A 15,729-nucleotide genomic window follows, 5' to 3' on the forward strand; every position below is an offset into this window, starting at 1 on the left:
GCCTTACTTGTTCTTGCCTTCGGCGAACAGCGCGTCGAGCTTCTGCTCGTACGCGTGGTAGCCGAGGTGGTCGTAGAGCTCCATCCGCGTCTGCATGGCCGGCACGGACGCCGCCTGCGTGCCGTCGCGGCGCAGCGTCTCGTACACGCCAAGCGCGGCCTTGGAGGCGGCGCGGAAGGCGGACAGCGGGTAGAGCACCAGGCCCACGCCGTTCTTGCCCAGCTCTTCGGTGGTATAGAGCGGGGTCGAGCCGAATTCGGTGATGTTGGCGAGTACCGGCACTTTCACCGCTTCGGCGAACTGCTTGTACATCGCAAGGTCGGTGATCGCCTCGGGGAAGATCATGTCGGCGCCGGCCTCGACGCAGGCGATCGCGCGTTCGATCGCGGCGTCCAGCCCCTCGACCGCCAGCGCGTCGGTGCGCGCCATGATCACCATGTCCTGGCGACGCGCGTCTACGGCGGCCTTCACGCGGTCGACCATCTCGTCCTTGCTGACGATGGCCTTGTTCGGGCGGTGGCCGCAGCGTTTTTGCTGGACCTGGTCTTCGATATGCACGGCGGCGGCACCGGCCTTCTCGAGGTTGCGCACGGCGCGCGCGATATTGAAGGCGCCACCCCAGCCGGTGTCGATGTCGACCAGCAGCGGCAGGTCGGTCACGTCGGTGATGCGGCGCACGTCGATCAGCACGTCTTCCAGCGTGGTGATGCCAAGGTCGGGGATGCCGCACGAGCACGCGGCGACGCCGCCGCCAGACAGGTACAGCGCCTTGAAGCCGGAATGCTCGGCAAGGCGGGCGAAATAGGCGTTGACGGCGCCGACGACCTGCAGGGGTTTCTCCTGCTCGACGGCGAGGCGGAAGCGTTGACCCGGTAAGAGCGACATCGAGGCTTTCCTTTGTATGTGGTTGGGTGCTTGTCCGACATTCTAGCAAGTGCTTGGTGAAAATGACAATCGGAATATTGGCGCGGATGCTGCAGGAAGCCTGCGGTTGGGCAGCGCGTGGCGGCGCCTGTTTTGCTTTGCAGCAGGGTCTGCTAAGGTGTGCGCACTTTTGCGCAAGAACTAATCGGATATATGCGAGTCACACCTGAGAGACTGATTGGCGGCCGCGTCGGCCCGCGTTTGCGGCAGGGGGCGCGCGCGGCCCATGAGTGAGCGGGAACTTGACCAGCAGCTGGTCGAACGCGTGCAGCGCGGGGAAAAGCGCGCGTTCGACCTGTTGGTCGCCAAGTACCAGAAACGGCTCGGCCGGTTGCTGTCCCGCTTCATCAAGGACAGCGCCGACGTCGAGGATGTCACGCAGGAAGCCTTCGTCAAGGCGTACCGTGCGCTGCCGTCGTTTAGGGGCGAAAGCGCCTTCTATACGTGGCTCTACCGCATCGGGATCAACACGGCGAAGAACTTTCTGGTCGCCAACGGTCGAAAGCCCATGGTCCACGCCGGGGTCGAGGACGAGGACGGGGAGACGCTCGATCTGTCGAGCCAGGTCCCCGACTTCCACACGCCCGAAGCGGACCTGATGAACCAGCAGATCCTCGCGACGGTCAACCAGGCGGTCGAGGCCCTGCCGGAGGATTTGCGCACTGCGATCACGCTGCGCGAGATGGACGGCTTGAGCTACGACGAGATCGCACAGGTGATGGGGTGTCCGATCGGCACCGTGCGTTCGCGCATTTTCAGGGCACGCGAGGCGATCGCGACGCAGTTGCGTCCGCTGCTGGATACGTCGAAAGACAAAAGGTGGTAAAGATGAACGAAAAAATATCCGCATTGATGGACGGCGAGCTCTCGCCGAACGAAGTCGACGACGTGAGCGACGCGCTGCTCGCCGAAGAGTCGCTCTCGGCGTGCTGGAGCGAGTATCACCTGATCGGCGAGGCGATGCGCCGCAACGGCGTGCTGACGCTGGACGTGCGCGAAAAAGTATCTGCCCGGTTGCGTGACGAGCCGACGGTGCTCTCGCCGCGCGCCCCGCTGCGCCAGCGTCCGGTGCGCCGCTACGCGGCGATGGCCGCGACGGTCGCGTTTGCCGCGGCGGTCGGTTGGGTCGGCTTCGGGCAGGACCCGGCGTCCCAGGTGGTCGTCGCACAAGCCGTCCCGGTCTCTCAAGACGTGTTCGCGCCGGTCTCCGGCGTCGAGGCGCCTTACCTTGCCGCGCATCAGGAGGCCGCCGGTGGCGGCCTGGTCCGGGTCAGCATGGCCGCCGGTGCCAAGGTGGCACATTGATGCGCGGCTTGTTGTTGCCTTTTGCCGTCACCTTGCTGGGTGCCGGTTCCGTTCATGCGTCAGCAGCCGACGACTGGGCCTTGCTCGGCAAGGCCGCGGCTGTTGCCCGCACGCAGCCGCTCGCCGGCAGTTATCTGCACCAGGTCGGCAGCGCCGCAGAGACTTTCCGCATCGAACGCGCGCAGGCGCACGGCAAGGTGCGCGAGCGGCGCGTTTCGCTCGACGGCCTGCCGCGCGAGGTGATCCGCAACGGTGACGCCGTCGTCAGCGCGGGGCCCGACCCGCGTGCGTTGCAGGCAGCCAAGGCAAGTTCGGTCAAGCTCTTCCCTGCGCTGTTGCCCGAGGGCGTGGACGCGCTGCAGCAAGGCTACACGCTGACCCGGCTGGGGCAGTCGCGCGTCGCCATGCGCGATTGCCAGTGGCTGGAACTCAAGCCGCGCGAGGCCGGCCAGCGTTACGCGCTGCGCCTGTGCGTGGACGGCAAGTCGCACCTGCCGCTCAAGACGATGACGCTGACCCCGCAGGGGCAGGTGGTCGAGTCGTTCAGCTTCATCGACCTGAACCTCAACGTCGGCAAGCTGAAGGTCGACGTCAAGCCCGCTTACAAGCTGTCGGCCAAGTCGTCGGCGCAGCGCGCGGCGGCAGACACGCCGACCCCCGCGCTCGAGTTGCGCGGTATGCCGGCCGGCTTCACGCTGGTGCAGGCCGGCGAGCGCCGCCTGCCCGGCGACGAGGGGGCGGCGCCGGTTCAGCATTTTGTCTACAGCGACGGGCTGGTGATGCTGTCGGTGTTTGCCGAGCCCGGCGCGCAGGCGCGCACCACCGGCGCGCACGGTTACGGCGCGCTGTCCGTGGTGTCCGACCCGGAGGGCGACTACCAGCTCACGCTGGTCGGCGAACTGCCCGAGGCTTCGCTCGCCGCGATCGCGCGCGGCCTGCGCATCAGCAAGAAACCATGACCGAAGCCGAGGCACGCGTGCTGTCGGTCGAGCCCGGCCACGCCTGGGTCGAGCCGCAGCCGCACTCGCCGTGCGGCCATTGCGACCCGGTGAACGGCTGCCGCTCGATGAGCATCGCCCGCCTGTTCGGCGGCGCGACCCGCTTTCGGGTGCTCGACCCGCTGGGCGTTGCGCCGGGCGACAAGGTGTTCGTCAGCGTGCCAGAGGGTGGTGTGCTCGGCAGTGCGCTCCTGATGTACCTCGCGCCTTTGAGCGGCCTTGTCGCCGGTGCCTTGCTCGGCAATATCGCCGGCGAAGCCTTCGCCGTGGCCGGCGCGGTGCTGGGCGCCGCAGCCGCACTTTTCTGGGCGCGGCGCCGCGCAGCGCTTCTCGCGGGTGACGCGCGCTACGTGCCCGCGATCACCCGCCGTTTCGATCCCACCTTGTCAACGATGGAGATGCCCCGTAGATGCAGATCAGGAAAGTAGCCGCGGCCAGCGTGCTGGCCTTCGCCTGCGCGGTGTCTGCGGGCGGCGTTGCTGCCGCCCCGGCCGCCTTGCCGGACTTTACCCAACTCGTCAAGAATGAAGGCCGCTCGGTCGTCAACATCAGCACCACGCAGACCGTGCGCGAACAGGCCGGCCTGCCGCAGGGGCTGGAAGGCGACCCGTTCTTCGAGTTCTTCCGCCGCTTTGCGCCGCCGCAGCCGCCGCGCGAGTATCAGGCATCCAGCCTGGGCTCGGGCTTCATCATGAGCCCGGACGGCTACATCCTGACCAACGCGCATGTGATCGCGCGCGCCGACGAGATCAAGGTCACGCTCGGCGACAAGCGCGAATTCAAGGCGCGGGTGGTCGGCTCGGATGCGCGTACCGACGTCGCGCTCCTGAAGATCGACGCGACCGGCCTGCCCGCGGCGAGGCTGGGCAAGGCGGACGACGTCGCGGTCGGCGAGTGGGTGCTGGCGATCGGCTCGCCGTTCGGCTTCGAGAATACCGTCACCTCGGGCATCGTCTCGGCCAAGGGGCGCCAGTTGCCCGACGAGAGCTACGTGCCGTTCATCCAGACCGACGCGGCGATCAACCCAGGTAACTCGGGCGGGCCGCTGTTCAACCTCAAGGGCGAGGTGGTCGGCGTCAATTCGCAGATCTACAGCCGCTCCGGCGGTTTCATGGGCATCTCTTTTGCGATCCCGATCGACGTCGCGCTGGACGTCGCCGACCAGCTGAAAAAGTCCGGCAAGGTCGCGCGCGGGCGCATCGGCGTGTCGGTACAGGAGGTGAACAAGGACCTGGCCGCGTCGTTCGGGCTGGCCAGGCCCGAGGGCGCGCTGATCAATTCGGTCGAGCCGGGTGGCCCGGCCGCGCGCGCCGGCGTGCGCGCCGGCGACATCGTGCTGGCCATCGACGGCAAGCCGATCGCGAATGGCGCCGACCTGCAGCGGGCGATCGGCATGATCCGCCCGGGCAGTACGGTGAACCTGCAGCTGTGGCGCAACCGCGCGCCGCTGGCTGTGTCGGTGCGCGCCGAGGAACTGAAGGAAGCCGATCCCAGGCTTGCCGAGCGCGAGTACCGTGCGCCCGAGGAAGCAGGCCGCATCGACCAGGGCAAGCTCGGCCTGACCCTGGCGGAGCTTAACGCCGCGCAACTGAAGCAGGTCGGTGTGCCGTACGCGCTGGTGGTGCAAAACGCAGGTGCCGTGGCCGCGCGTGCGGGGATCGTCCGCGGCGACGTGATCGTCGGCGTAGCCGGCGAGGCGCTGAGCAGCCGCGCGCAGTTCCAGCGACTGCTCTCGGTGGTGAAGCCGGGCGACGTGGTTGCGCTGCAGCTGTGGCGGCGCGGCAACCTGCTGTTCGTGCCGCTGGAAGTACCGAAGGGGACACCGTGAAGCTGACGCTGTATTTTCGCGAGTACTGTTCGCTGTGCCACGCGATGCGCGACGCGCTCGCCCCGTGGCAGGCGCGCTACGGCTTCGAGCTGGCGGTGCTCGACGTCGACGACGACCCGGTGCTCGAAGCGCGCTACAACGAGCTGGTGCCGGCGCTGGAGATCGACGGCGAGCCGATCTGCCACTGGCACCTTGACGAGGCGAAGCTTGCCGCCGTGCTGGCTGCAAAGGCCGGGGAAATCCGCTAGAATCCGCCACCAACAATCCAACGACGAGGGCGCCTGGGGTGCCCTCATCTTTTTGCCTGCGAGCCGATGAAACATATCCGTAATTTTTCGATCATTGCCCACATCGACCACGGCAAGTCGACGCTGGCCGACCGCTTCATCCAGTTCTGCGGCGGTCTCGAGCTGCGCGAAATGAGCGCGCAGGTGCTCGACTCGATGGATATCGAGAAAGAGCGCGGCATCACCATCAAGGCGCAGACCGCTGCGCTGCATTACAAGGCGCGTGACGGCCAGGTCTACAACCTGAACCTGATCGACACCCCCGGACACGTCGACTTCAGCTACGAGGTCAGCCGTTCGCTGTCCGCGTGCGAGGGCGCGCTCTTGGTGGTCGACGCCTCGCAAGGCGTCGAGGCGCAGACCGTCGCCAACTGCTACACCGCGATCGACCTCGGCGTCGAGGTGGTGCCGGTGCTCAACAAGATCGACCTGCCGGCGGCCGAGCCCGAGCGCGTGGCGCAGGAGATCGAGGACATCATCGGCATCGAGGCGACCGACGCCGTGCGCGCGTCCGCCAAGAGCGGCATCGGCATCGAGGACATCCTCGAGACCGTGATCGCCAAGATCCCGCCGCCGACTGGCGACGAGGCTGCGCCGCTCAAGGCACTGATCGTCGACTCGTGGTTCGACAACTACGTTGGCGTGGTGATGCTGGTGCGCGTCAAGGACGGCGTGGTCCGCCCGAAGGACAAGATCAAGTTCATGGCCACCGGCGCCGAGCACCTGGTCGAGCAGGTCGGCGTGTTTACCCCGAAGTCGGTTCAGCGCCAGGAACTGAAGGCGGGCGAGGTGGGCTTCATCATCGCCGGCATCAAGGACATCAAGTCGGCCAAGGTCGGCGACACCATCACGCTGGTGAAGACGCCGGCAAGCGAAGCGCTGCCCGGCTTCAAGGAAGTGCAGTCGCAGGTGTTCGCCGGCCTCTACCCGGTAGAGAGCCACGACTACGACAACCTGCGCGACGCGCTGGAGAAGCTGCAGCTGAACGACGCCTCGCTCAAGTTCGAGCCGGAAGTGTCGCAGGCGCTGGGCTTCGGCTTCCGCTGCGGCTTCCTCGGTCTTCTGCACCTGGAGATCGTGCAGGAGCGCCTCGAGCGCGAGTTCGACATGGACCTGATTACCACCGCGCCGACGGTGGTGTACGAGCTCCTGATGAAGGACGGCGAGGTGATCCACGTGGAGAACCCGTCCAAGTTGCCCGACCCGTCCAAGGTCGAGGAACTGCGCGAGCCCATCATCACCGCGCACATCCTGCTGCCGCAGGAGTTCGTCGGTTCGGTGATGACGCTGTGCAACCAGAAGCGCGGCGTGCAGCAGAATATGCAGTACCTCGGCCGCCAGGTGATGCTCACCTACGACTTGCCGATGAACGAAGTGGTGATGGACTTCTTCGACAAGCTCAAGTCGACCAGCCGCGGCTACGCGTCGCTCGACTACGAGTTCAAGGAGTACCAGGCGTCCGACCTCGTCAAGCTCGACATCCTCGTCAACGGCGAGAAGGTCGACGCGCTGAGCCTGATCGTGCACCGCCAGAGCGCGCAGTTCCGCGGCCGCGCGGTGGCCGCCAAGATGCGCGAGCTGATTCCGCGCCAGATGTTCGACATCGCGGTGCAGGCGGCGATCGGCGCGCACATCATCGCGCGCGAGACGATCAAGGCCTTGCGCAAGAACGTGCTGGCCAAGTGCTACGGCGGCGACATCACCCGTAAGCGCAAGCTGCTCGAAAAGCAGAAGGCCGGTAAGAAACGCATGAAGCAGGTGGGCAACGTGGAAATTCCGCAGACTGCGTTCCTCGCCATCTTGCAGGTAGGGGACAAGTAAGTGGCCGGCTATTTCTGGATGTTCGTGGTGGCGATGGTCGCCGGCGTGCTGATGATCGCCTCCGGCGGCAAGCACAAGGCGCCCGGCGAGAAGGAGTGGCCGGCGTCGGTGCAGTGGGGCTACATCCTGCTGTTGGCCGGTTTCTTCGGCGTGCTGTCCAACTGGATGAGCTTCAGCGCGGTGATGCTGGTGATCGTGCTGATCACCGGTTTCGGCTGGGCGCTCGACCGCTTCTACCTCGCGCGCCGCCGCGCGCCGGGCGAGGAGCCGGGCCACGTGATCGACAACGCCAAGGGCTTCTTCCCGATCATCCTGGTGGTGTTCCTGCTGCGCGCCTTCGTGGTCGAGCCGTTCCAGATCCCGTCCAGCTCGATGCGGCCGGGGCTGGTGGTCGGCGACTTCATCCTCGTCAACAAGTTCGACTACGGCCTGCGCGTGCCGGTGCTCAACAAGGTGATGGTGCCGGTGGGCGAAGTGGCGCGCGGCGACGTGGTGGTGTTCAACTTCCCGCCCAATCCGCGGGTCGACTACATCAAGCGCGTGATCGGCCTGCCCGGCGACACCGTCGAGTACCGCAACAAGCGCCTGACCATCAACGGGCAGAGCGTGCCGGACGTCGACGACGGTACTTACGAGTACCTCGAGCAGGGCCTCGCGATGATCCGCACCGACCAGTTCGTCGAGAAGCTGCCGAGTGCGCCTCAACCGCGCAGCTACAAGGTGGTGACCACGCCGGACACGCCGGTGTACGACCCGCAGCAGGTGCGCGACTTCCCGTACCGCGACAACTGCAAGTACGAGGAAGACGGCTTCACCTGCAAGGTGCCGGACGGCCACTACTTCATGCTGGGCGACAACCGCGACAACAGCCTGGACAGCCGCTACTGGGGCTTCGTGTCCGACGACCTCTTGGTCGGCAAGGCCTTCCTGATCTGGATGAACTTCAAGGACTTCTCGCGCATCGGCCAGAAGATCCACTAAAGCGCCCGTCCCGGCGGCCGGCAGACCCCGCGCAGGCGGGGTCTGTCTTTTTGTAGCCGCATGCGCAAAGCGCCGAGGACGTTTAGAATGGACGCCTACCCAACCCTGACCGGAGACACCATGCGCCACCGCCAAGCCGGCCTTTCCCTGATGTCCTTGCTCGCTTTCCTGCTGGTCGCGGGCACCGTGCTGCTGACCTTCTTCAAGGTCGTGCCGGTGTACGCCGAATATTTCGAAGTGAAGAACGCACTGAACGACATGGTCAAGGAACCCGCGCGCGAAGGCGAATGGGGCGTGCGCAAGGACTTCACCCAGCGCGCCGGCGTCGCCGACATCAAGTCGGTGCGCGCGAACGACCTGTTGATCGTCGCGCCGGCCGGCGTGAGCCCGGTGATCCAGGCCGCGTGGCGCCGCGAGGTGCCGCTGGCCTACAACGTAAGCCTCGTCTTTGATTTCAACGTGAAAGCCGGCAACAAGGCCGGCGAGCAAATCCTACAGTGACCCAACAACGTGATACCCGGTTCCGGCGGCTGAGCGACGCCATCGGCTACCGCTTTACCGAACCTGCCTGGCTGCGCCAGGCGCTGACCCACCGCAGCTTCGGCACGCCGAACAACGAGCGGCTGGAATTCATCGGCGACAGCATCCTCAACTACACCGTCGCCCGCATGCTGTACGACCGCTTCCCCGCGCTGAGCGAGGGCGAGCTCTCGCGCTTGCGCGCCAACCTCGTCAACCAGCAGACGCTCAGCGAGATCGCCGTCGTGCTCAAGCTGGGCGACGAGCTGTACCTGGGCGAGGGCGAGCTCAAGAGCGGCGGCTTCAACCGGCCGTCCATCCTCGCCGACGCGCTGGAGGCGACCTTCGCCGCCGTCTCCTTCGACGCCGACTTCAGCACTGCCGAGGCGGTGGTGCGGCGCCTGTATGATGCGCGCGTCGCCGCGATCGACCCGACCCGCCACGCCAAGGACGCCAAGACCCGCCTGCAAGAAGCGCTGCAGGCGAGGCGCTACCCCCTGCCGCGCTACCGCATCGTCTCGCAAAGCGGCGAGGCACACGAACAACACTTTATCGTCGCCTGCGAACTGGGCGACTTGGGCATCGACACCACCGGCGAGGGCAGCAGCCGTCGCGGTGCCGAGCAACAGGCCGCCGAGGCCGCGCTCGAGCGTCTGGAGTCCGTGTTCAAGAAAGGCAGCAAATGAGCGAAACCGATTTCCGCTGCGGCTTTGTCGCGATCGTCGGCCGTCCCAACGTCGGCAAGTCGACGCTGATGAACCACCTGATCGGCCAGAAGATCAGCATCACCTCCAAGAAGGCGCAGACCACCCGCCACCGCGTCACCGGCATCCACACGGCGGATGCCGCGCAGTTCGTGTTCGTCGACACGCCGGGCTTCCAGACCTTCCACAAGGGCGCGCTGAACGAGGCGCTGAACAAGAGCGTCAAGGACACCCTGTCCAACGTCGACTGCGTGCTGTTCGTGGTCGAGGCCAAGCGCTTCTCCGCCGCCGACCGCGAGGTGATGGCGCTGCTGCCGAAGAACATCCCGGTGATCCTGGTGGTGAACAAGGTCGACAAGGCCAAAGACAAGGTCGAGCTCGCCAACTTCATCGACGACGTGCGCGCCGAATTCAACTTCGCCGACGCCGAGGTGGTCAGCGCCAAGCACGGCCAGCGCCTGAGCGAGCTCTTGGCCAAGGTCGAGCCCTTGCTGCCCGAGTCGGTGCCGCTCTACCCGGAAGACATGGTCACCGACAAGAGCCAGCGCTTCCTCGCCGCCGAGATCGTGCGCGAGAAGCTGTTCCGCTACCTGGGCGAGGAGCTGCCGTACTCGATGAACGTCGAGGTCGAGTCGTTCGAGGTCGACGGCGCGCTCTACCGCATCCACGTGGCGATCCTGGTCGACAAGGAAGGGCAGAAGCCCATCGTGATTGGCAAGGGCGGCGAGAAGCTTAAGAAGATCTCGACCGAGGCGCGCCTCGACATGGAGGCCCTGTTCGACACCAAGGTCTACCTCGAGGTGTGGGTCAAGGTGAAGTCGGGCTGGGCCGACGACGTGCGCTTCCTGAAGGAATTCGGCCTCGACTGAGCGATGTTCGCGCAAACGCCCAAGCCGCCTTACTGGGCGGTGATCTTCACCAATCAACGCAGCGACGTCGACGCGGATTACGCGCGCGTCGCCGACCAGATGGTCGAGTTGGCCGCGTGTCAGCCGGGCTTTCTCGGCGTCGAGAGCGTGCGCGGGGCGGACGGCTTCGGCATCACCGTGTCGTACTGGGCAAGCGAAGAGGCGATTGCCGCGTGGAAGGCTGAAGGCCGCCATCGCCTTGCGCAGGCCGAAGGCTACGCGCGCTGGTACACGGCCCTGTTTACCCGGGTGGCGCGCGTCGAACGCGACCACGCGTGGACGCACGGCTGATGCAGCCGGGCAAGGTCGACAAGCAGCGCGCGTATATCCTGCACGCGCAGCCCTACCGCGAAACCAGCCTGCTGCTGGACGTGCTGACCGCCGCCTACGGCCGCGTCGCCCTGGTCGCGCGCGGTGCGCGCCGCCCGCGTGCCGAGCTGCGCGGGCTGTTGATGCCGTTCCAGCCGCTGCGCCTGTCCTGGTTCGGCAAGAACGAGGTGAAGACCGTACACGGCGCCGACTGGGTCGGCGGCGTGCGCATGCTGTCCGGTCAGGCGCTGGTGTGCGGCTTCTATCTCAACGAATTGACGGTGAGGCTGAGCGTGCGCGACGAGCCTTCCGACGCGCTGTTCGCTGCGTACGACGAGGCGGTGCGCGCGCTCTCGTCCCCCGGCGCATCGCACGCGGCGGTGCTGCGCCGCTATGAGATCAAGCTCTTGCAGGCGCAGGGTTACGCACCCGCGCTCTTAAGCGACGCCGCAGGCGTGCCGCTGGACGCTGGCGCGCTCTACCGCGTGCACGCCGACGCCTCGCCCGAGCGCTGGGAAGGCGGCGCCTTGCCCGCCGAGCACGCGGTGGTGCGCGGCTCGACCCTGCTCGCGCTTGCCGGCGGCGTGCTCGCCGACGCGCACAGCCGGCGCGAGGCGCGGCAGGTCACCCGCCTGATGCTCGCGAATATCCTGGGCGACGCGCACCTGGCCAGCCGTGCGCTTCTGCCAGACCCATCCTTGGTGGCGCCGGAGCCCTTGCCCGCGCCGCCCCTCTAAGAACGGAGACTCAGCATGATCCAGTTGGGCGTGAACATCGACCACGTTGCCACCTTGCGCCAGGCGCGCGGCACCCGCTACCCGAGCCCCATCGAGGCGGCGCTGGTCGCCGAGAGCGCGGGCGCCGACCTGATCACCCTGCACCTGCGCGAAGACAGGCGCCACATCCAGGACGCCGACGTGTTCGCGATGCGCCAGGTGATCAAGACGCGGATGAACCTCGAGATGGCGCTGACCGAAGAGATGCTGGAGAACGCGCTCAAGGTGATGCCGCAAGACGTGTGCCTAGTGCCGGAAAAGCGCGAGGAGCTGACCACCGAGGGCGGCCTCGACGTGATCCGCTACTTCGACGAGGTCAAGCGCTTCACCAGCGTGCTGCAAGGCGAGGGGATCCGCGTGTCGCTGTTCATCGACGCCGACCGCGCGCAGATCGAGGCGGGCTTTGACACCGGCGCGCGCGTGATCGAACTGCACACCGGCGCCTACGCCGACGCGCACGGCAAGCAGCAACTGGCCGAACTTGCCCGCATCCGCGAGGCGGCGGTGTTCGCCGACCACCTGGGCTTCGTCGTCAACGCCGGCCACGGCCTCTCCTACCACAACGTGAAGCCGGTGGCGGCCATCGCCGAAATCGCCGAACTCAATATCGGCCACGCGCTGGTGTCGCACGCGCTGTTCGTCGGCTTCCCGGCGGCGGTCAAGGAAATGAAGCAGTTGATGCTCGAAGGGCGCCGCGGCGAATGATCGTCGGCGTCGGCACCGATTTGGCGCGGATCGACCGCTTCGAGGCGATGATCGCGCGCAGGGGGCTGGCTGTCGGCCGGCGCCTGCTTGCGCCATCCGAACAGGCCGACTTTGCCGCCAGCGCCGAGCCGGCGCGCTTTCTCGCCAAGCGCTTCGCCGCCAAGGAGGCGCTGGCCAAGGCGCTGGGCACCGGCGTGCGCGCGCCGGTGCTGCTTACCGCCATCGCCGTCGGCCACGACGCGCTGGGCAAGCCGCTGTTTGAACTGTCGCCCGAACTTGCCGCCTTCGTCGCCGCGCGCGGCGTCGCGCGGCTGCACCTCTCCGTCAGCGACGAGACGACGCACGCGCTCGCGTTCGTCGTCGCCGAGTCGCCGTGAACGCAAAGCCCAAGGATACCCAGATGGATACCACTCTTAAGCTGCCGCGCGGCCCGGTGATGGCCGATATCGCAGGCTGCACCATGACAGCCGCCGAGCGCGCGCGCCTTTGCCACCCGCTCATCGGCGGCGTGATCCTGTTCCGCCGCAACTTCGAGTCGGTCGAGCAGCTGATGGCGCTGACCGCCGAAATCCGCGCGCTGCGCTCGCCGCACCTCTTGATCGCGGTCGACCACGAAGGCGGGCGCGTGCAGCGCTTCCTGCCCGGTTTCACCCGCCTGCCGCCGATGCAGATGCTGGGCGAGGCGTTTGACGCCGACCCGCAAGCGGCGCTCGCGCTCACGCATGACGTCGGCGAAGTGCTCGCGGCGGAGCTTGCCGCCTGTGGGGTCGACCTCTCGTTCACGCCGGTGCTGGACCTTGACTGGGGCCAATGCGCGGTGATCGGCAACCGCAGCTTCCACCGCGACCCGCAGGTGGTCACCCAGCTGGCGGTGGCCTTGCAGCAGGGCCTCGCCGCCGGCGGCATGGGCAGCTGCGGCAAGCATTTTCCCGGTCACGGTTTTGTCGAGGGCGACAGCCACCACGTGATCCCGGTCGACGCGCGCAGCCTCGATGCACTCAGGGCCGACGACCTCAAGCCCTTCGCCGCGCTCGCCGCCGCCGGCATGACTTCGGTGATGCCGGCGCACGTGGTCTACCCGGCGGTCGACAGCCTGCCGGCCGGCTTCTCGCGCGTGTGGCTGCAGGACATCCTGCGCACCGAGCTGGGTTTTGACGGGGTGATCTTCTCGGACGATTTGACCATGGAAGGCGCCGCCGGCGTCGGCAATATCGGCGCGCGCGCCGACGCGGCGTTTGCCGCCGGCTGCGACATGGTGCTGGTGTGCAACCAGCCGGATTTGGCCGACGAATTGCTGGCGACCCTGCAGCCGCCCGCGCTGCCGGCACTCGCCGCGCGCCTCGCACGCATGCAGGGGCAGGGCACGCCGGACGCCTGGCGCGCGCATTGCCAGACTGAGGCTTTCGCCGCCAAGCGCGCGCGCGTCGCCGCGCTGTCCATCCCGCCGGAAGCCTGCCACGGCGTCGCGGTGGGGGAGGCGAGCTAACGTACTAGCTAACCGGCGCGCCGCTTGACGGCGCGTCCGAGTTGAGCAAATTGTTAGCGCTTTGACGCTCCGTATTCTCCTTTAGCTTCCAGCGAACTATTGATTGGGCAGCCATAAACCCTTTTCCGTACCACGCCTCGTAGCTCGATGAAATCGGATATTTATGGTGAACATCGACGAAGTCATCCCACCATGGATTTTCTTGCGCTGGAAAATCGATTACCGATCCTGGAAATACTTCTCCGCTGAGAAGATCGTTGAACTTATCTTCCGGCAGAATTCTTCCTCCGCAGGAGGTGCTGAGTCGACTCTTTTGGAGTGCCAGTATTAGTCGGTACATTCCGAATATTTGACTTTGGCCACCAGCGCCAACATGGGCACTAATGTGCCAGACTCGACTGACAATCTTGTACTTGTAGTCGGACAACTTAAGCAGCAGAAAGACTTCTCCCGCTTCCGATGCCGACCTAATGAAATAGAGCCTGTTTGGTGCCAGAGCCTCAATTTCATCCAAGTAATCTAGCGGATCGAAATGTGTTCCGCCGGATTCTCTGAAAGGTGCTTCCTTTCCCTCAATAAGCCAGTTTCGATTTACCCCAAATGTGGCGCAAAAATGGTCAATAAATTCAAATGACGGTTCTTTGTTGCCAAGAAACACACACTCAAGTTCGCCGACGGAGTGAAGTTTCATCAGCTGTGCCAAGCCAGCAATGGTGTATTTGCCATAAGTTCTCTTCTCGTTCAGCAGGTCGAGAACTTGGTTGAACCGCTTGACGATGCTTGCGACTTCTGAATTCGGCTGAATGTTTTTAGCAGGTAGAGGTTGCGTTTGAACAACTTCCACCCGCACCGCTGAAGTGGGGTTTGGTTGGGTTGAAATTGGCTCCGACCTAGAACGCTTAAATAGCCAGCCTCCAATTACCAATATGGCACTCACTCCTACACCGGAAAATAACCATTCTTTGTTTTTCAGAATGAAATCGATCAACTAAGACTCCTTGTGTGTTGAGCGCTAACGTTGGAGTTAAGTCGCGCCGTTAGGCATCGGCTTGGACGACTTGTTAGGTAAAAGGCTATTTATTCTTTTTGCTTGCTGCAGCTACTAGAACTGCGGTTAGAACAGCTCCGCCAACTTTGAGGGCAGCTTTCCCGACCTCGCCAGCTGCTGAAGAAACAGAATCAGTGCAAGAAGGGCAGAGCTCGTGATCATAAACTGATGTGCCTTTTGCAAAATCATGGCACCCCGGAGAACGACAGAGATAAATTTCTTCGTCGCATTTTGGGCATTTACACTTATCACGACGGATTGTGTTTTCTTCAATTAGAACGGGAGTGATGCTTTCTAGGCAGAATGGGCATTTTCCCTTCTGTTTTCTAGTCATTTAACTGACTCCTTATGCTTTTACCTGACGTTGGAAATCAGCCGCCCCGGTACGGGGTCGGCTGCATTGACTTGTTAGATTGCGGCTACATACACGAACCCAGCAATTAGAAAGCCAAGAACTGAAAGTGCCTGTAAGCTTGTGAATAACCCTTGCTTGTGAAGAGCTCTAATAGAAAGTAAATGGCCAATCTGAGGATTGCCTTGATTCTTTTTAAAATGCCTGAAGGCTAGCCACCCAACATATTTTGGCTGTGGAGAGTAATACTCATGAAGAATACGCTCAATACGGACGCCCGTTTCTAGGGTGATTCCCCAATGCTCAGCACTTTCATTAATTTTTTCTTCCTCTGCTTCATGCTTATCAAGATGTTCTAGAAAGGTTTTACGAATGGATGCACCAACCTCAATTCCGATCTTGCAGCTGAGGGCATAAATCTTGGAGAGAAGGCCAAAAAAGCAGGAGCCACATAGGAATGCACCACATACCAAGAACCCTTCTTTGCCTATAAAGGGTAGGATTCCTTGCGCATTAGTAATGAAGAATGACGCAACAGCTGCCGTACCAACTAAAAGCCAAGTCGAGAAGCTCTCAACTGAAGTGCTTGATTGGGCTGTTGCCTCGAACATAGAGGAAACAATGGCATTCTCCGTGTTCTCTCTGGCGAGCCTGTTCCATTCTAAAAGTGGTTCGGTTCTTGGGTCATTCATGATCAGCAATCTAGCGTGAAATATACACCTTTGTAGGTGTATATTTGGTTTGTCTGTGTGTATAACTCGGTATGATATGCGTATTT

General features: G+C 64.2%; 20 protein-coding genes. 16 read left to right on the top strand and 4 right to left on the bottom strand.

The annotated features are described in order from the left end of the window. Positions 1 to 3: 3 nt before the first annotated feature. The gene (gene prpB / locus GZH52_RS14255; RefSeq protein ID WP_163317373.1) at positions 4 to 885 is read right to left on the bottom strand and encodes a methylisocitrate lyase; all 882 of its coding nucleotides are present in this window, start codon (positions 883 to 885) and stop codon (positions 4 to 6) included. A 265-nt stretch (positions 886 to 1,150) separates the two neighbouring features. Here prpB and rpoE point away from each other — a divergent pair, with 265 nt between their 5' ends. The 16 genes from rpoE to nagZ all read left to right on the top strand — a co-directional run bounded on the left by rpoE (position 1,151) and on the right by nagZ (position 13,551). Then, on the top strand, positions 1,151 to 1,750 hold the full coding sequence (gene rpoE / locus GZH52_RS14260; RefSeq protein ID WP_163317375.1) for an RNA polymerase sigma factor RpoE: 600 nt from the start codon (positions 1,151 to 1,153) through the stop codon (positions 1,748 to 1,750). 2 nt (positions 1,751 to 1,752) lie between these two features. Further along, entirely contained in the window at positions 1,753 to 2,229 is a 477-nt protein-coding gene (locus GZH52_RS14265) for a sigma-E factor negative regulatory protein (protein ID WP_163317377.1), read from the top strand. Continuing rightward, a complete protein-coding gene (locus tag GZH52_RS14270) occupies positions 2,229 to 3,188 on the top strand; it encodes a MucB/RseB C-terminal domain-containing protein (protein ID WP_163317379.1) in 960 nt (319 codons plus the stop codon). The genes GZH52_RS14265 and GZH52_RS14270 overlap by 1 nt, the downstream gene beginning before the upstream one ends. Then, entirely contained in the window at positions 3,185 to 3,655 is a 471-nt protein-coding gene (locus GZH52_RS14275) for a SoxR reducing system RseC family protein (protein WP_163317381.1), read from the top strand. Before GZH52_RS14270 ends, GZH52_RS14275 begins: the two co-directional genes overlap by 4 nt. Next, positions 3,637 to 5,055 carry a DegQ family serine endoprotease gene (locus GZH52_RS14280; RefSeq protein WP_163317383.1) on the top strand — a complete coding sequence of 473 codons (1,419 nt, stop codon included), beginning with the start codon at positions 3,637 to 3,639 and terminating at the stop codon, positions 5,053 to 5,055. The genes GZH52_RS14275 and GZH52_RS14280 overlap by 19 nt, the downstream gene beginning before the upstream one ends. After that, a complete protein-coding gene (locus GZH52_RS14285; RefSeq protein ID WP_163317385.1) occupies positions 5,052 to 5,303 on the top strand; it encodes a glutaredoxin family protein in 252 nt (83 codons plus the stop codon). Before GZH52_RS14280 ends, GZH52_RS14285 begins: the two co-directional genes overlap by 4 nt. Before the next feature lie 66 nt (positions 5,304 to 5,369). Next, positions 5,370 to 7,163 carry a translation elongation factor 4 gene (gene lepA, locus GZH52_RS14290; RefSeq protein ID WP_136551274.1) on the top strand — a complete coding sequence of 598 codons (1,794 nt, stop codon included), beginning with the start codon at positions 5,370 to 5,372 and terminating at the stop codon, positions 7,161 to 7,163. An 18-nt stretch (positions 7,164 to 7,181) separates the two neighbouring features. After that, positions 7,182 to 8,144, top strand: a complete 963-nt coding sequence (gene lepB, locus GZH52_RS14295) for a signal peptidase I (protein ID WP_163317517.1) — start codon at positions 7,182 to 7,184, stop codon at positions 8,142 to 8,144. 87 nt (positions 8,145 to 8,231) lie between these two features. Continuing rightward, positions 8,232 to 8,645: a DUF4845 domain-containing protein gene (locus GZH52_RS14300; protein ID WP_163317387.1), complete on the top strand. Its 414-nt coding sequence runs from the start codon at positions 8,232 to 8,234 to the stop codon at positions 8,643 to 8,645. Then, positions 8,642 to 9,349, top strand: coding sequence for a ribonuclease III (gene rnc, locus GZH52_RS14305; RefSeq protein WP_163317389.1), 708 nt, complete (start codon positions 8,642 to 8,644; stop codon positions 9,347 to 9,349). The genes GZH52_RS14300 and rnc overlap by 4 nt, the downstream gene beginning before the upstream one ends. Beyond that, on the top strand, positions 9,346 to 10,236 hold the full coding sequence (gene era / locus GZH52_RS14310) for a GTPase Era (protein ID WP_163317391.1): 891 nt from the start codon (positions 9,346 to 9,348) through the stop codon (positions 10,234 to 10,236). The genes rnc and era overlap by 4 nt, the downstream gene beginning before the upstream one ends. 3 nt (positions 10,237 to 10,239) lie before the next feature. Continuing rightward, positions 10,240 to 10,566, top strand: coding sequence for an antibiotic biosynthesis monooxygenase family protein (locus GZH52_RS14315; protein ID WP_163317393.1), 327 nt, complete (start codon positions 10,240 to 10,242; stop codon positions 10,564 to 10,566). After that, entirely contained in the window at positions 10,551 to 11,321 is a 771-nt protein-coding gene (gene recO, locus GZH52_RS14320) for a DNA repair protein RecO (protein WP_349290663.1), read from the top strand. The genes GZH52_RS14315 and recO overlap by 16 nt, the downstream gene beginning before the upstream one ends. An 18-nt stretch (positions 11,322 to 11,339) precedes the next feature. Then, on the top strand, positions 11,340 to 12,065 hold the full coding sequence (gene pdxJ, locus GZH52_RS14325) for a pyridoxine 5'-phosphate synthase (RefSeq protein ID WP_163317521.1): 726 nt from the start codon (positions 11,340 to 11,342) through the stop codon (positions 12,063 to 12,065). Continuing rightward, entirely contained in the window at positions 12,062 to 12,442 is a 381-nt protein-coding gene (acpS, locus tag GZH52_RS14330) for a holo-ACP synthase (protein ID WP_163317395.1), read from the top strand. The genes pdxJ and acpS overlap by 4 nt, the downstream gene beginning before the upstream one ends. Positions 12,443 to 12,465: 23 nt before the next feature. Continuing rightward, a complete protein-coding gene (gene nagZ, locus GZH52_RS14335) occupies positions 12,466 to 13,551 on the top strand; it encodes a beta-N-acetylhexosaminidase (RefSeq protein WP_163317397.1) in 1,086 nt (361 codons plus the stop codon). 4 nt (positions 13,552 to 13,555) lie between these two features. On the opposite strand, the gene GZH52_RS14340 is transcribed toward nagZ, so the two are convergent. From GZH52_RS14340 to GZH52_RS14350, 3 genes are all read right to left on the bottom strand, one after another. After that, positions 13,556 to 14,539, bottom strand: a complete 984-nt coding sequence (locus GZH52_RS14340) for a hypothetical protein (protein WP_163317399.1) — start codon at positions 14,537 to 14,539, stop codon at positions 13,556 to 13,558. An 85-nt stretch (positions 14,540 to 14,624) separates the two neighbouring features. Beyond that, positions 14,625 to 14,933: a hypothetical protein gene (locus GZH52_RS14345; protein WP_163317401.1), complete on the bottom strand. Its 309-nt coding sequence runs from the start codon at positions 14,931 to 14,933 to the stop codon at positions 14,625 to 14,627. Between the two features lie 74 nt (positions 14,934 to 15,007). Further along, positions 15,008 to 15,643, bottom strand: a complete 636-nt coding sequence (locus GZH52_RS14350) for a hypothetical protein (RefSeq protein WP_163317403.1) — start codon at positions 15,641 to 15,643, stop codon at positions 15,008 to 15,010. Between the last annotated feature and the right edge of the window lie 86 nt (positions 15,644 to 15,729).

This window comes from Crenobacter caeni (assembly GCF_010435965.1).
Classification (GTDB): domain Bacteria; phylum Pseudomonadota; class Gammaproteobacteria; order Burkholderiales; family Chromobacteriaceae; genus Craterilacuibacter; species Craterilacuibacter caeni.

Excerpts from the sequence above, each read along its gene's own strand:
- GZH52_RS14350 (WP_163317403.1), bottom strand. The coding sequence starts at position 15,643 with ATGAATGACCCAAGAACCGAACCACTTTTAGAATGGAACAGGCTCGCC.
- acpS (WP_163317395.1), top strand. The coding sequence starts at position 12,062 with ATGATCGTCGGCGTCGGCACCGATTTGGCGCGGATCGACCGCTTCGAG.
- nagZ (WP_163317397.1), top strand. The coding sequence starts at position 12,466 with ATGGATACCACTCTTAAGCTGCCGCGCGGCCCGGTGATGGCCGATATC.
- GZH52_RS14315 (WP_163317393.1), top strand. The coding sequence starts at position 10,240 with ATGTTCGCGCAAACGCCCAAGCCGCCTTACTGGGCGGTGATCTTCACC.
- GZH52_RS14345 (WP_163317401.1), bottom strand. The coding sequence starts at position 14,933 with ATGACTAGAAAACAGAAGGGAAAATGCCCATTCTGCCTAGAAAGCATC.
- lepA (WP_136551274.1), top strand. The coding sequence starts at position 5,370 with ATGAAACATATCCGTAATTTTTCGATCATTGCCCACATCGACCACGGC.
- lepB (WP_163317517.1), top strand. The coding sequence starts at position 7,182 with ATGTTCGTGGTGGCGATGGTCGCCGGCGTGCTGATGATCGCCTCCGGC.
- GZH52_RS14280 (WP_163317383.1), top strand. The coding sequence starts at position 3,637 with ATGCAGATCAGGAAAGTAGCCGCGGCCAGCGTGCTGGCCTTCGCCTGC.
- GZH52_RS14300 (WP_163317387.1), top strand. The coding sequence starts at position 8,232 with ATGGACGCCTACCCAACCCTGACCGGAGACACCATGCGCCACCGCCAA.
- GZH52_RS14270 (WP_163317379.1), top strand. The coding sequence starts at position 2,229 with ATGCGCGGCTTGTTGTTGCCTTTTGCCGTCACCTTGCTGGGTGCCGGT.
- era (WP_163317391.1), top strand. The coding sequence starts at position 9,346 with ATGAGCGAAACCGATTTCCGCTGCGGCTTTGTCGCGATCGTCGGCCGT.
- GZH52_RS14265 (WP_163317377.1), top strand. The coding sequence starts at position 1,753 with ATGAACGAAAAAATATCCGCATTGATGGACGGCGAGCTCTCGCCGAAC.
- GZH52_RS14275 (WP_163317381.1), top strand. The coding sequence starts at position 3,185 with ATGACCGAAGCCGAGGCACGCGTGCTGTCGGTCGAGCCCGGCCACGCC.
- rpoE (WP_163317375.1), top strand. The coding sequence starts at position 1,151 with ATGAGTGAGCGGGAACTTGACCAGCAGCTGGTCGAACGCGTGCAGCGC.
- prpB (WP_163317373.1), bottom strand. The coding sequence starts at position 885 with ATGTCGCTCTTACCGGGTCAACGCTTCCGCCTCGCCGTCGAGCAGGAG.